Source organism: Dorea sp. OM07-5 (genome assembly GCF_003481355.1).
Lineage (GTDB): Bacteria > Bacillota > Clostridia > Lachnospirales > Lachnospiraceae > Dorea_D > Dorea_D hominis.
This window is the reverse complement of sequence record NZ_QUKZ01000005.1, coordinates 141,717-157,267: the sequence shown is the minus strand read 5'-3', so window position 1 is coordinate 157,267 and position 15,551 is coordinate 141,717. Positions and strand designations below refer to the sequence as shown.

Below are 15,551 nucleotides of genomic sequence, written 5' to 3'. Positions count from 1 at the left end.
GTGCGTTGAAAGATATATTTACACAGGAAGGAAGAGCGATTATGAATTTAAATATTGGTGTGATCAAAGGGGATGGAATCGGACCGGAGATTGTAACAGAAGCAATGAAGGTTCTCGACAAAGTTGCAGATGTTTACGGACATACATGCAATTACACACAGCTTCTGATGGGTGGAGCTTCTATTGATGTACACGGAGTACCGCTTACGAGTGAGACAGTTGCACAAGCAAAAGCAAGTGATGCAGTGCTGATGGGATCCATCGGAGGAGATGCAAAGACTTCACCTTGGTATCAGTTAGAGCCGTCCAAGAGACCGGAAGCAGGACTTTTAAAGATTCGTAAAGAACTGAATTTATTTGCTAACTTAAGACCGGCGATTCTTTATGATGAACTGAAAGGCGCATGCCCATTAAAAGAAGAAATTACAGAAGGCGGATTTGATCTGATGATCATGCGTGAACTGACAGGAGGTCTCTATTTCGGTGAGAGAAAGACCATAGAAGAAGACGGCGTGATAACTGCGCACGATTCACTTACATATAATGAAAATGAGATCCGCAGAATTGCAAAGCGTGGTTTTGACATTGCTATGAAGCGCAGAAAGAAGGTAACAAGTGTAGACAAAGCAAACGTACTTGATTCTTCCAGATTGTGGAGAAAAGTTGTAGAAGAAGTTGCGAAGGATTATCCGGAAGTGACACTGGAACATATGCTCGTTGACAACTGTGCAATGCAGCTTGTCAGAGATCCGAAACAGTTTGATGTAGTTCTTACAGAGAACATGTTTGGAGATATTTTATCTGATGAAGCAAGTATGGTAACCGGTTCCATCGGAATGCTGGCAAGTGCGAGCCTTAATGAAACCAAATTTGGCCTGTACGAGCCAAGCGGCGGTTCTGCGCCGGATATTGCAGGAAAAGGAATCGCAAACCCGATCGCAACAATTTTATCTGCGGCAATGATGTTAAGATTCAGCTTCGATCTGGATAAAGAAGCAGATGCAATTGAGAATGCGGTTGAAAAAGTATTAAAAGAAGGATATCGTACGATTGATATCATGTCAGAAGGAAAGACACAGGTTGGAACTGAGAAAATGGGAGATCTGATCGCAGGATATATCGAATAGGAATGTCAATAAGGTTACAGGAGGGAAAGAAACATGAGAAGTGATACAGTAACAAAAGGAAAACAGCAAGCACCGCATCGTTCATTATTTAATGCACTTGGTCTTACACAGGAAGAGATGGAAAGACCACTGGTCGGAATCGTAAGTTCATATAATGAGATTGTGCCGGGACATATGAATCTGGACAAAATCGTTAATGCGGTAAAACAGGGAGTTTCCATGGCAGGTGGAACACCGATTGTATTTCCGGCAATCGCTGTGTGTGACGGAATTGCAATGGGACATATCGGAATGAAATATTCCCTTGTAACAAGAGATCTGATCGCAGATTCTACGGAAGCAATGGCAATGGCACATCAGTTTGATGCACTGGTTATGGTGCCGAACTGCGATAAGAATGTACCGGGACTTCTGATGGCAGCGGCAAGAATTAATGTGCCGACAGTATTTGTAAGTGGCGGTCCTATGCTTGCAGGTCATGTAAAAGGACAAAAGAGAAGTTTGTCCAGCATGTTTGAGGCGGTTGGAGCCAATGCAGCAGGAACAATGACAGATGAAGATCTGTGTGAATTTGAAAATAAAGTATGTCCGACATGTGGATCCTGTTCCGGAATGTATACAGCGAACAGCATGAATTGTCTGACAGAAGTGCTTGGAATGGGACTCCGCGGTAACGGAACAATCCCGGCCGTATATTCTGAGAGAATCCGCCTTGCAAAACATGCAGGTATGAAAGTTATGGAGATGCTTGAGAAGAATATCCGCCCAAGAGATATTATGACAAAAGAAGCAATCTTAAATGCATTGACTGTAGATATGGCACTGGGATGTTCTACAAACAGTATGCTGCATCTGCCGGCAATCGCTCATGAGATCGGTATGGATTTTGAAATCGATTTTGCAAATGGCATTAGCGAGAAGACACCGAACCTCTGCCATCTGGCACCGGCAGGCCCGACTTACATGGAAGACCTGAATGAAGCCGGCGGTGTATATGCAGTTATGAACGAGCTGAATAAAAAAGGCTTACTGCATACAGAGTGTATGACGGTTACAGGTAAAACCGTCGGAGAAAATATTAAAGAAGCAGTCAACAAAAATCCGGAAGTTATCCGTCCAATCGACAATCCATATACACCAACAGGCGGACTTGCAGTATTGAAAGGTAATCTTGCACCGGACGGAAGTGTTGTAAAACGCTCCGCAGTTGTAGATGAGATGCTGGTACATGAAGGACCGGCAAGAGTATTTGAATGCGAAGAAGACGCAATCGCAGCAATCAAGGGTGGCAAAATTGTAAAAGGTGATGTAGTTGTAATCCGCTATGAAGGACCGAAAGGTGGACCGGGTATGCGTGAGATGCTGAACCCGACTTCTGCAATCGCAGGAATGGGACTTGGTTCCAGTGTTGCCTTAATTACAGACGGACGTTTCAGTGGAGCATCCAGAGGAGCATCCATCGGACATGTTTCACCGGAAGCCGCAGTTGGCGGACCGATTGCGTTAGTTGAAGAAGGAGATATTATTAAGATTGATATTCCGAATCTGAAACTGGAACTGGATGTATCTGATGAAGAACTGGCTAAGAGAAAAGCAGCATGGACACCGAGAGAGCCGAAAGTTACAACCGGTTATCTGGCAAGATATGCTTCTATGGTAACATCCGGAAACAGAGGAGCTATTCTGGAAGTTCCAAAACAGTCATAAGACAAGACATAAGAGAGTAAGGTTACAGAACAGGAGAAAGATAGGTATGCAGTTGACAGGATCAGAGATCGTCATCGAATGTCTGAAAGAGCAGGGCGTAGATACTGTTTTCGGATATCCGGGAGGCGCAATTTTAAATGTCTATGATGAATTATATAAACACAGTGATGAGATTACTCATATCCTGACTTCCCACGAACAGGGCGCAGCACATGCAGCGGATGGATATGCGAGAGCAACCGGTAAAGTTGGTGTATGTTTCGCCACCAGCGGACCGGGTGCTACGAATCTTGTGACAGGAATCGCTACCGCATACATGGATTCTATTCCGGTAGTAGCGATCACCTGTAATGTAGGAGTGTCACTTCTTGGAAAAGACAGTTTTCAGGAAATTGACATTACCGGTATTACAATGCCGATCACAAAGCATAATTATATTGTAAAAGATGTGGCCAATCTGGCTGACACGATCCGTAAAGCGTTCGTGATCGCCAAATCCGGAAGACCGGGACCGGTCCTTATTGATATTCCGAAAGATGTTACAGCAAATAAGACAGAATATATAAAAGAGGAGATTAAACCGGTAGAACCATCTGATAAGATTTCAGAAGAAGAACTAGCGGAAGCATTGGAATTAATTAAAAAATCTAAGAAACCGTACATATTTGTAGGTGGAGGAGCTGTCCTTTCCGAAGCAAGTGAAGAATTATATACATTTGCGAAGAAAGTAGATGCGCCAGTAACGGATTCCCTTATGGGAAAAGGTGCATTTCCAGGAAACGATCCGGCATATACAGGAATGCTTGGAATGCATGGAACAAAAGCATCCAACTACGGAGTCAGCGAGTGTGATCTTTTGATCGTAGTGGGTGCAAGATTCAGTGACCGTGTAACAGGAAATGCAAAGAAATTTGCAAAGAATGCAAAAATCTTACAGTTTGATGTGGACGCAGCAGAGATGAACAAAAACGTGCTGATCACAGAAGGTGTAGTTGGAGATATCAAAGTAATTCTTGAAAAAATAAATGCAAAATTAGAGCAGCAGAGCCATCCGGAATGGATGAAGAAAATTATGGATTACAAAGAAAAATATCCACTGACTTATCATCCGGAAGCGCTTACAGGTCCATTCATTGTAGAGGAGATTTACCGCCAGACAAATGGTGAAGCAATCATTTCCACAGAAGTCGGACAGCATCAGATGTGGGCAGCACAGTATTACAAATATACAAAGCCAAGAACACTGCTGACATCCGGCGGACTTGGAACGATGGGATATGGACTTGGAGCTGCTCTTGGAGCTAAGACCGGAAGACCGGATAAGACTGTTGTCAACATTGCAGGAGACGGATGTTTCCGTATGAATATGAATGAGATTGCGACAGCAACCCGACATAACATTCCGGTGATTCAGGTTGTTATCAACAACCATGTACTTGGTATGGTACGCCAGTGGCAGAATCTGTTTTATGGACAGCGTTATTCAGCAACTGTACTGAATGATGCAGTAGATTTTGTAAAACTGGCAGAAGCAATGGGTGCCAAAGGTGTCCGCGTAACAACACAGGCGGAATTTAAAGAGGCGTTCAAAGAAGCGTTAGCATCAGGGAAACCTGTTGTGATAGACTGTCAGATCGATCAGGATGATAAAGTATGGCCGATGGTAGCACCTGGAGCTGCGATCAGCGAAGCTTTTGACGAGACCGATCTGGAAACAAAATAACATATAAATTAGCTAGATGGAGGAACGACTATGAAAAGAGTGTACAATTTTTCAGCAGGACCGGCAGTTTTGCCGGAAGAGGTATTAAAAGAAGCAGCAGACGAGATGTTGGATTACAATGGAACCGGCATGTCGGTAATGGAAATGAGTCATCGTTCGCAGTCGTTCCAAGAAATTATTGACACTGCAGAAGCGGATATTAGAGAACTGATGAACATTCCGGATAACTATAAAGTGCTCTTTTTACAGGGTGGTGCATCACAGCAGTTTGCCATGATCCCGATGAACCTGATGAAGAACAGAGTGGCAGATTATATTATTACCGGACAGTGGGCAAAAAAAGCCGCAGCAGAAGCAGAAAAATACGGAAAAGTAAACCGTATCGCATCTTCTGCTGATAAAACATTTTCTTATATCCCAGATTGCAGTGATCTCCCGGTTTCTGAAGATGCAGACTATGTATATATTTGTGAAAATAATACGATTTATGGAACAAAATACAAAACATTACCGAATACAAAGGGCAAGACGCTGATAGCAGATGTATCTTCCTGCTTCCTGTCCGAACCGGTAGATGTAAGCAAATATGGTGTGATCTATGGCGGTGTTCAGAAGAACATCGGACCTGCAGGAGTAGTGATTGTGATCATCCGTGAAGATCTGATCACAGAAGATGTACTGCCGGGTACACCGACAATGCTGACTTACAAGACACAGGCAGATGCAAAATCTCTGTATAACACACCACCGGCTTATGGCATTTATATTTGCGGAAAAGTATTTAAATGGCTGAAAAAACAGGGCGGTCTGGCTGCCATGAAAGAGCGTAATGAAAAGAAAGCAAAGATCCTGTATGATTATCTGGATCAGAGTAAACTGTTCAAAGGAACAGTTGTAAAAGAAGATCGTTCTCTGATGAATGTTCCTTTTGTTACAGGAGATGAAGAACTGGATGCGAAATTTGTAAAAGAAGCAAAAGCTGCAGGATTGGAGAATCTGAAAGGACATCGTACAGTCGGAGGTATGCGTGCAAGTATATACAATGCAATGCCGATTGAAGGCGTAGAAGCATTAGTTGCATTTATGAAGAAATTTGAAGAGGAGAATCTGTAGTATGTATAAATATCATTGCCTGAATCCAATCTCTCAGGTGGGGCTGGATCAGTTGACAGAAGAATATATACCTGTAAACGAGGCGAAAGAAGCAGATGCGATTCTGGTCAGAAGCGCTGTTATGCATGAGATGGAATTTTCAAAAGATCTGAAAGCAGTGGCAAGAGCCGGAGCCGGCGTGAATAACATTCCATTGGAGCGATGCGCAGAAGAAGGTATTGTTGTATTTAATACACCGGGTGCAAACGCAAACGGAGTTAAAGAACTGGTGCTGGCAGGCATGCTGCTCGCATCCAGAGATATCATTGGCGGTATTGGCTGGGTACAGGAAAATGAAGAAGACGGCAATATTGCCAAAGACGCAGAAAAGGCGAAGAAAGCATTTGCAGGCTGTGAGCTGGAAGGAAAGAAACTTGGAGTGATCGGTCTTGGAGCAATCGGAGTTCTGGTTGCCAATGCAGCGACACACCTTGGCATGGATGTGTATGGATATGATCCGTATGTGTCTGTTGATTCTGCATGGAGACTTTCCAGAAGTATCCATCATGCTAAGACAGTGGATGAGTTATACAGTGACTGTGATTATATTACGATTCATGTTCCGGCACTGGACAGCACAAAAGGAATGATCGATAAGCATGCGATTAGTCTGATGAAAGACGGAGTAGTAATACTGAATTTTGCAAGAAATATTCTTGTAGATGAAGAAGCAATGGTAGATGCACTTGTATCCGGACATGTGAAACATTACGTGACAGATTTCCCGACACCTACAGTGACAGGAGTAAAAGGTGCAATTGTTATCCCGCATCTGGGAGCATCTACAGAAGAAGCAGAAGACAATTGTGCAGTAATGGCAGCAAAACAGCTGAAAGATTATCTGGAAAATGGAAATATAAAAAATTCTGTCAATTATCCGGACTGTGATATGGGCATTCGTGGAGAGAATACGAGATTATTGCTTCTGCACCACAATGTACCGAATATGATCGGCCAGTTTACAACGATTTTGGCAAAAGATAATATGAATATTGCAGATCTTACAAATAAGAGTAAAGGTAAATATGCATATACAATGATCGACATTGATTCACCGGTGCCGGCAGGTGTTGTAGAAGAATTAAAAGCGGTAGGAGAGGTACTCCGGGTTCGTATTCTGGCTTAAAATTATAGGACAGATGATGCAATCCCCTTGATTTTCAGTAATTGGAATTCAAGGGGATTTTTGTAACAATCTTAAAGGATTCTTAATAAAAAAGTAATATTACTTTCATTGCGAATTATGTCGAAGAAGAGTATACTGAATAAGTGTTGAAAAAGATTATGGAATGAGGGGGAATACGAATGAGTGGCACAAGGCATCAATACGGAATTAAGCAACATGAGCAGAGACGAAAAAGGGATCGGCAGATGCGCTGTCTGATTACAATTGTCGCAGTATGTATCGTATTAATTCTTGCATATATGATAGCCGGAGTTCTTCGTAAAAAAGCTGTACTGACACTGCAATTTGAGAATGTTGCAATATTGCAGGGAGAAGATGTTCCAACATTGAAGGCGAAGGTAAAAGTTGAGAAGGATGATGGACCTACGTTGGACAAGAAAAGCAAATATACATCAAAGGATTTTATCAGAGATCTGAAAAAGGGAAAAGGCTATAAGATTATCTGTAAAGTTGATCCGAAGACAGAGGGAAGTTATAAAGCAACAATTAAGCTGAGTGAGTCCTTACAGAAGAAGCTGGATGATGACTGGAGTAAGAAAATACAGCTTACAGTCAAGGACGGAAAAGTCCGTGTAAAGAATAAAGTCGGACGGTGGGAGAAGAATAAATTTAAACGTTACGATGGTACTTATGTCAAATCTGATTTTGTTGTATCCCGTGGTGATACTTATTATTTTGATGAGAATGGCAAGATGGCGACTGGCTGGCATACAATTAAAAGTACAACATATCATTTCAATAAAAAAGGAATCATGCAGACCGGCTGGCAGAAGAATGGCTCGGATAAGTATTATATGACGAAGTCCGGAGGAGCAGTAACCGGCTGGCAGAAGATTGGAAAGAATACATATTATTTTGAAAATGATGGAAAGATGGTAACCGGCGAAGTGAATATTGGTCTGTCTGTCTGCAAATTTGACAAAAAAGGTAATCTGATTTCTAAAAAAGCGGGAAAAGTTGATCCGAAGAAACCTATGGTAGCGCTTACATTTGATGATGGCCCGGGACCAAGAACGCTGGAGCTGTTGAAGGCATTGGAGAAGTACAACGCACATGCAACATTCTTTATGGTCGGACAGAATGTTTCTATTCATAAAGATGCATTGAAGAAGATGAAAGAGATTGGTTGTGAGTTGGGAAATCATTCTTATAATCATGCGAATCTTTCAAAACAGGATGCCAAGGGCCTGAAGGATCAGGTAGATAAGACCAATGATCTGATAAAAGGAATAGTCGGAAGAGGAGCAACTGTGCTTCGACCTCCATATGGAGCAATCGGTGGTGTTATGCATGAGAAGGTTAAGATGCCGATGATCCTGTGGAATATTGATACTTTAGACTGGAAGACAAGAAATGCGCAGAAGACGATTGAAACGGTTATGAACAATGTAGGAGATGGTGATATCGTCCTGATGCATGATATTCATACAGAAAGTGTGGATGCTGCATTGAAACTGATCCCGAAACTGGAAAAAGAGGGCTATCAACTTGTGACAATTTCTGAGATGGCAGAAGCCAAAGGTCAGAAGCTGGAGAATGGTGTGAAGTATTGTGACTTTACGGCAAAGACACTAAGCAAAGCAAAAGAAAATCAGGAATCAGAAGAATAGAAGTTATAAATAAAAAGGAAAGATGATTCGCAGAGTATGCAAGTCACCTTTCTTTTTTTGCTGTTATTGTATTAGTATAAATTGCCGATAACAGATTCTCCCAGGTATTATAATAATTTGGAAGAATTGTTATCATCATTTTATAATCTATGTAAGAATTAAATAATATGTCTGGCAGCAAGATCAGTGTTATGTCTGTCGAGCAGTTTGTGAATCTTATCTGTCGGAACGAGTACGGAACTCATTGTGATATCATGATTCAGAGAATCGATGATCAGCGCAATGAATTTACTCATATCGGCAACTACGAAATAAGGCTTCTCAAGTGCAGTCGGTGGAAGATAAGTAAGGTTTGTTGTAATTACGCGGTCGATATACCCTGCTTCATAATATTCATCAAACTTCTCAAAGCCTTCTGTAAATAAGCCGAAAGTTGTGCAGACAAATACACGGCGGGCGCCACGCTCTTTGATCTGTTTTGCAACGTCTAACATACTCTCACCGGAAGAAATCATATCATCAATGATGATAATGTTCTTGCCCTTGATATCTGTACCGAGAAATTCGTGGGCAACGATCGGGTTTTTCCCATTTACGATGGTAGAATAATCACGGCGTTTGTAGAACATTCCCATATCTACACCAAGTACGTTTGAAAAATAAACGGCACGATGCATTGCACCTTCATCCGGGCTTACGATCATCAGATGATCTTTGTCTACAATCAGATCCGGTTCAGCGCGGAGCAGTGCTTTCATAAACTGATACGGTGGGTTGAAACTGTCAAATCCGTGTAATGGAATTGAATTCTGAACACGTGGATCATGAGCATCGAAAGTGATGATATTGCTGACACCCATATCGATCAGTTCCTGAAGTGCGAGTGCACAGTCCAGAGATTCTCGTTTGGTACGTTTATGCTGTCTGCTCTCATACAGAAATGGCATGATTACATTCACACGGTGTGCTTTTCCGTTTGCAGCAGAAATGATTCGTTTCAGATCCTGATAATGATCATCCGGTGACATATGGTTCAAATGACCACTTACAGTATAGGTTAAACTGTAGTTGCAGACGTCAACCATTACAAAAAGATCTTTTCCACGGATGGATTCACCAAGAAGTCCCTTGGATTCACCAGTGCCGAAACGTGGACAGTCACAGTCAATCAGATAGTTGTCGGTACTGTACGCACGGAATAAAGGAGAAGTGTGATTCTCTGTCAGTGTGTTCTGGCGAAAAGAAACAATATAATCATTTACTTTCTTTCCGAGATCAATACAACTTGCATGTGCGGCAATCTTTAACGGTGCTACCGGTAAAGAGGATTCCATTAATTTTATGTTTGGCATAATAATCTCCTTAAGTATATTTTTCGCTTATAGCTCTTATTTATTTATACCACTATTTATAGGAACAGGTCAATCTTTCCAAATGACTATTTTTCCTCTTCTTGTCAATTCTGTCTATGTAAGTTATAATAATATAGTTAAAGAGAAAGGAAACAGGGCGTATATATGAAACATGTACACATTGTTGATAAAGTTCTTCCGGGAAGTATCGCAGAAGAACTGGAAATTGAAAAAGGAGACAGGCTGATTTCGATCAACGGACAGGAGATCGGGGATGTTTTTGACTATCACTTTCTGGTAAATGATGACTTTCTGACGGTGCTCATTGAAAAGTCGACGGGAGAACAGTGGGAACTGGAGATTGAGAAAGATTACGAGGATGATCTGGGAATTGAATTTGGACAGGGACTGATGGATGAATATCGTTCCTGCAGGAATAAATGTATGTTTTGCTTTATTGATCAGATGCCGAAGGGGATGCGCGAGACATTATATTTTAAAGATGATGATTCTAGACTGTCTTTTTTACAGGGGAATTATATCACCCTGACGAATATGAGTGATGATGATGTGGAACGTATCATACGGTATCATCTGGAGCCGATCAATATATCCTTTCATACGACGAACCCGGAACTTCGCTGTAAGATGCTGCATAACCGGTTTGCAGGTGAAGCACTTAAGAAGATCGACCGGCTGTATGAAGGTGGAATTACGATGAACGGTCAGATCGTATTGTGTAAGGGTGTGAACGATGGCGAGGAGCTGGAGAGGAGCATACGTGACATGATGAAGTATCTTCCGTGTCTTCAGAGCGTGTCGGTTGTACCGGTTGGGCTTACGAAATACAGAGAAGGACTGTATCCGCTGGAATCATTCACGAAGGAAGATGCGAAAGAAGTGCTGTCCATTATCCATAAATGGCAGAAAAAGGCATATGATGAATATGGTTATCATTTCATTCATGCCGGAGATGAATGGTATATTCTCGCTGAAGAAGAGATGCCGGAAGAGGAACGCTATGATGGTTATCTGCAACTGGAGAACGGTGTTGGCATGATGCGGCTTTTACAGAATGAATTTGCAGAAGAATATGCCGGGCTGGAGGGGGATGACACAGAACGTGAAGTGTCAATTGCGACAGGAGTGCTGGCGTATCCATTGATTTGTAAGATGGCATCGGCGATTGAAAAGAAATACACAAAGACAAAGATCCATGTCTATGGTATACGCAATGATTTCTTTGGAGAGAAGATCACCGTGTCAGGGTTGATTACCGGAAGAGATCTGATCAGCCAGCTTACGGATCAGCCGCTTGGAACATGTCTGCTTCTTCCATGTAATATGGTGCGTATACAGGAGCAGGATTTTCTGGACGATCTGACAAGAGATCAGGTAGAAGAGGCTTTACAAGTAAAGACAGATATTGTAAAATCAAGCGGGCGAGATTTTATAGAAGCCGTTTTGAAACACGAAAAAGAATAACAGATAACAAAAGATTCATAAAGATATAAAGTATAGGAGATAAAAGATGAGTAAACCAGTAGTGGCTATCGTAGGAAGGCCGAATGTAGGAAAGTCAACGCTTTTCAATGTGCTGGCAGGCGAGAAGATATCGATTGTAAAAGATACTCCGGGAGTAACAAGAGATCGTATTTATGCAGACACCAGCTGGCTTGACAGAGACTTCACATTAATCGATACCGGTGGTATTGAACCAGAGAGCAAGGATATTATTATTTCACAGATGAGAGAACAGGCGCAGATCGCAATTGATACTGCGGATGTGATCATTTTCATTACAGATGTAAGACAGGGACTGGTGGATGCCGATTCGAAAGTAGCAGATATGCTCAGACGTTCCGGTAAACCGGTCGTGCTTGTTGTCAATAAAGTGGACAGTTTTCAGAAATTCATGGCAGATGTATATGAGTTTTATAATCTGGGAATCGGTGATCCACATCCGATTTCTGCATCTTCACGTCTCGGGATCGGCGATATGTTAGATGCTGTGATCAAGTATTTTCCGAAACATACCGGGGAAGAGGAAGAGGATGAACGTCCACGCGTGGCAATCGTCGGCAAGCCGAATGTTGGAAAGTCTTCGATCATCAACAAGCTGGTCGGAGAAGACCGTGTAATCGTATCAGATATTGCCGGTACAACAAGAGATGCAATTGATACGAACATTATTCATAATGGAAAAGAATATGTATTTATCGATACAGCAGGACTCCGCCGCAAGAATAAGATCAAAGAAGAACTGGAACGTTACAGTATTATCCGTACAGTAACTGCGGTGGAACGTGCAGATGTGGTGCTGATCGTGATCGATGCAGAAGAAGGCGTGACAGAACAGGATGCGAAGATTGCCGGGATCGCACATGAGAGAGGAAAAGGCATCATTATTGTTGTGAATAAATGGGATGCAATTGAGAAGAATGATAAGACAATGCGTGAGTATGAGAATGAAGTTCGAAGAATTCTTTCATTTATGCCTTATGCAGAGATTATGTATGTGTCTGCAAAGACGGGGCAGAGACTTCCGAAATTATTCGATATGATCGACATGGTGATCGAGAATCAGACACTTCGTGTTGCTACAGGTGTCCTGAATGAGATCATGTCAGAGGCGGTTGCCATGCAGCAGCCACCGTCAGACAAAGGAAAACGTCTGAAGCTTTACTATATTACGCAGGTTGCGGTTAAGCCGCCGAGTTTTGTCATCTTTGTAAATGACAAAGAGCTAATGCATTTTTCATATACCAGATATCTGGAGAATAAGATCAGGGAAGCTTTTGGTTTTAAGGGAACTTCACTGAAGTTTTTTATTCGTGAGCGAAAGGAGAAAGACCGTTAGTTATGGAACGTATCGTATGTTTGGTGATCGGCTATATATTTGGACTGTTCCAGACCGGTTATCTCTATGGAAAGGCACATCATGTAGATATCCGCAAACAGGGAAGCGGCAACGCAGGAACAACGAATGCACTCCGCACAATGGGCTGGAAAGCAGGAGCGGTGACATTTTTAGGTGATTGCTTCAAATGTGTATTCGCAGTAGTGGTCGTGCATCTTCTGTTTGCGAAAAATTATGGAGACATTCTTCCGCTTCTTTCTATGTATGCAGGAATGGGTGCGGTGCTTGGACACAACTATCCGTTTTACATGCATTTTAAAGGAGGCAAGGGAATTGCGGCTACGGCAGGTCTTCTTGTCAGTACAACAAATGTATGGATGGTACTGATCTGTCTTGTGTCTTTCGTTTTGATCGTAGGAGTGACCAGATATGTATCACTCGGATCACTGGCAGTTGTTATCATTTATCTGATAGAGATTATTGTATATGGGAAGATGGGCGGATTTGGAATGCAGGGTGCGCATTTAATGGAAATGTATATTATCGCTGCACTTCTGATGCTGTCTGCATTTTACAAGCACAAAGAAAATATTAAACGTCTGTTAGCCGGTACAGAGAACAAACTCAGTGTCGGTAAAAATAAATAAAATGTTAGGAGGAGGTATTATGGTAAAAGTAGGTATTATGGGAGCCGGAAGCTGGGGAACTGCACTGGCACTTTTGCTTCATTCCAACGGGCATGAAGTGACAGTATGGTCGATCAGTGAAGAGGAAGTGCAGATGCTTTCGGAAAAAAGAGAACATGAATCAAAACTTCCGGGTGTTAAGATTCCGGAGGATATGCTCTTTACTTCCGATATGGAGTCTGCGATCAAAGGAAAAGATTTTCTTGTTCTTGCGGTTCCGTCTAAATTTACAAGAAGCACGGCACGGAGTATGAAACCGTATGTTGCAGATGGGCAGATTATTGTCGATGTTGCAAAGGGTATTGAGGAAGATACGCTGATGACGCTGTCACAGCAGATCGAGGAAGAAATCCCGCAGGCGGATGTGGCAGTTTTATCCGGACCGAGTCATGCAGAAGAAGTTGGACGCGGACTTCCGACAGCAGTCGTAATCGGGGCAAAGACAGAAGAGACAGCCGCTTATCTGCAGGATAAGTTTATGAATAAAGTATTCCGTGTGTATATCAGTCCGGATATGCTGGGTATGGAGCTGGGAGGTTCTCTGAAAAATGTAATCGCTCTGGCTGCAGGTATTGCAGATGGACTTGGCTATGGCGATAATACAAAAGCTGCGCTTATTACAAGAGGAATTGCTGAGATTGCCCGGCTTGGTGTAAAAATGGGCGGAAGTATCGAGAGTTTTACAGGCCTTACCGGAATCGGTGATTTGATCGTAACCTGTGCCAGTGTACACAGCCGTAACCGTAAGGCGGGCTATCTGATGGGCCAGGGAATGTCCATGCAGGAAGCGATGGATGAAGTGAAGATGGTAGTTGAAGGTGTATACTCAGCGAAAGCTGCTGCAAAGCTTGGAAAGAAATACGATGTGGCACTTCCAATCGTTAATAAAGTGAATGAAGTGCTGTTTGAAGGAAAAGATCCGAGAGAAGCAGTAGATGAACTGATGCTGCGTGACAGCAAAACAGAACATATGACATTAAAATGGTAAAAATATAAATATGACATTTGTTGCGAAGAGCCACTTGATTGTGTGTGTCAAGTGGCTCTTCGCAACAATATATGTAAATACTCTGTAGAAAACAGGGAAAAATACCGATATAATAGAGTTAAGTTAATAGCAGTGGTTGAAAACGGCTGGCTGAAGTATCATAGGGGAACTTATGGACGAGAGTAGAGGAAAAAGTATCAATGTAAACCTGAAACTGGAACTGCAGTACGGAGAAAGAAATTGCTTCCTGGAAGGAAACTTTCAAATAAGAACGGACAAAGAAAATGGCTTTATTATCCGGGAAGATTACAGACAGAGTATCAGAAAAGAATTACAAGGATTAGGATTCCCATCCAGTGCCTGTGGCACGATTTATCTGGAAGAGGGGATCTTTTATTTTATCCAGAAACAAAAACGACAGATCAGCATTACAAAAGAACTGTATCCGGCTGTGGCGGAAAAATACAGCACGAATGCAGCAAATGTAGAGAGGAATATAAGGACAACAATTGAAAAAGTCTGGACGAGAGGAAATTTACAGAGACTGGATGACTTTGGCAGTGGGATGATCGAGTATAAGACAGGACGGCCGACAAACGGAACCGTCATTCATACACTGGCAAGAAAAGTGCAGGAGTCATCCGTGCAAGGTCGATAAAGGTCGATAAACAGGTGGAAAAAACGAATACTTTCAGGAAATGAATGTGCTATGTTTAAAACAAAAACAGATGGGGGAGTAAATTTATGGCTTTAGCACATCAATTTATAGTAAGGGGAATGAAAGAAGAATTATTGATTCCGTCGGAACAAGAGTATATTTTTGTATCGGATCATCTGATGCGGTATATTCAGGATAGTATGAGATGGATTCATACAAGCTGGAATGACCAGATCGAGCTGGAAGGATTCCCGGACGAGGGATTCGCTGTAATCACGGAAATGGAAGTAGAGCGGATACTGGAGATCATACGACCGTGGAAGGCATTGTTTCTTGCGTCGCCGGAAAATTTCTGCCTGACGATACAGGAAGATTCGGATATCTGTTACCGGGAAGTACCGGTGACAAGACGGGAAGTTATAGAAGAGATGGAAGGATGGATCGGGATCTGCGATCTTGCATTAAAACAACACAGCCAGCTTGTTTATCAGGGACTGTGAAA

General features: G+C 42.3%; 13 protein-coding genes. 12 read left to right on the top strand and 1 reads right to left on the bottom strand.

Annotated elements, in window-relative coordinates; all coding sequences use genetic code 11:
- The first annotated feature begins 41 nt into the window (after positions 1-41).
- From leuB to DXC04_RS06670, 6 genes are all read left to right on the top strand, one after another.
- Positions 42-1,127 (top strand): 3-isopropylmalate dehydrogenase, encoded by a 1,086-nt coding sequence (gene leuB, locus DXC04_RS06695; RefSeq protein WP_021860686.1) that lies wholly within the window; start codon positions 42-44, stop codon positions 1,125-1,127.
- Positions 1,128-1,160: 33 nt separating this feature from the next.
- Complete coding sequence (gene ilvD / locus DXC04_RS06690; protein ID WP_021860685.1) at positions 1,161-2,834, top strand: dihydroxy-acid dehydratase; 1,674 nt, start codon at positions 1,161-1,163, stop codon at positions 2,832-2,834.
- Positions 2,835-2,880: 46 nt separating this feature from the next.
- Positions 2,881-4,557: a biosynthetic-type acetolactate synthase large subunit gene (gene ilvB, locus DXC04_RS06685; protein WP_117537323.1), complete on the top strand. Its 1,677-nt coding sequence runs from the start codon at positions 2,881-2,883 to the stop codon at positions 4,555-4,557.
- Positions 4,558-4,587: 30 nt separating this feature from the next.
- Positions 4,588-5,670: a 3-phosphoserine/phosphohydroxythreonine transaminase gene (gene serC, locus DXC04_RS06680; RefSeq protein ID WP_021860683.1), complete on the top strand. Its 1,083-nt coding sequence runs from the start codon at positions 4,588-4,590 to the stop codon at positions 5,668-5,670.
- 1 nt (position 5,671) lies between these two features.
- On the top strand, positions 5,672-6,835 hold the full coding sequence (locus tag DXC04_RS06675; protein WP_118660518.1) for a phosphoglycerate dehydrogenase: 1,164 nt from the start codon (positions 5,672-5,674) through the stop codon (positions 6,833-6,835).
- Positions 6,836-7,014: 179 nt separating this feature from the next.
- Positions 7,015-8,505, top strand: a complete 1,491-nt coding sequence (locus DXC04_RS06670) for a polysaccharide deacetylase family protein (protein ID WP_118660516.1) — start codon at positions 7,015-7,017, stop codon at positions 8,503-8,505.
- A 158-nt stretch (positions 8,506-8,663) separates the two neighbouring features.
- Here DXC04_RS06670 and DXC04_RS06665 read toward each other — a convergent pair whose 3' ends face one another.
- Positions 8,664-9,857: a ribose-phosphate pyrophosphokinase gene (locus tag DXC04_RS06665; protein ID WP_021860679.1), complete on the bottom strand. Its 1,194-nt coding sequence runs from the start codon at positions 9,855-9,857 to the stop codon at positions 8,664-8,666.
- A gap of 165 nt (positions 9,858-10,022) precedes the next feature.
- Here DXC04_RS06665 and DXC04_RS06655 point away from each other — a divergent pair, with 165 nt between their 5' ends.
- From DXC04_RS06655 to DXC04_RS06630, 6 genes are all read left to right on the top strand, one after another.
- Positions 10,023-11,342: a DUF512 domain-containing protein gene (locus DXC04_RS06655; RefSeq protein WP_118660512.1), complete on the top strand. Its 1,320-nt coding sequence runs from the start codon at positions 10,023-10,025 to the stop codon at positions 11,340-11,342.
- A 46-nt stretch (positions 11,343-11,388) separates the two neighbouring features.
- Entirely contained in the window at positions 11,389-12,717 is a 1,329-nt protein-coding gene (der, locus tag DXC04_RS06650) for a ribosome biogenesis GTPase Der (RefSeq protein ID WP_021860677.1), read from the top strand.
- A gap of 2 nt (positions 12,718-12,719) precedes the next feature.
- Positions 12,720-13,364 (top strand): glycerol-3-phosphate 1-O-acyltransferase PlsY, encoded by a 645-nt coding sequence (gene plsY, locus DXC04_RS06645; RefSeq protein WP_021860676.1) that lies wholly within the window; start codon positions 12,720-12,722, stop codon positions 13,362-13,364.
- A 19-nt stretch (positions 13,365-13,383) separates the two neighbouring features.
- Positions 13,384-14,391, top strand: coding sequence for an NAD(P)H-dependent glycerol-3-phosphate dehydrogenase (locus DXC04_RS06640; RefSeq protein WP_117537318.1), 1,008 nt, complete (start codon positions 13,384-13,386; stop codon positions 14,389-14,391).
- Between the two features lie 172 nt (positions 14,392-14,563).
- Complete coding sequence (locus DXC04_RS06635) at positions 14,564-15,049, top strand: sporulation initiation factor Spo0A C-terminal domain-containing protein (protein ID WP_021860674.1); 486 nt, start codon at positions 14,564-14,566, stop codon at positions 15,047-15,049.
- Between the two features lie 86 nt (positions 15,050-15,135).
- Positions 15,136-15,549, top strand: coding sequence for a hypothetical protein (locus DXC04_RS06630; protein ID WP_021860673.1), 414 nt, complete (start codon positions 15,136-15,138; stop codon positions 15,547-15,549).
- The last annotated feature ends 2 nt before the right edge of the window (positions 15,550-15,551 follow it).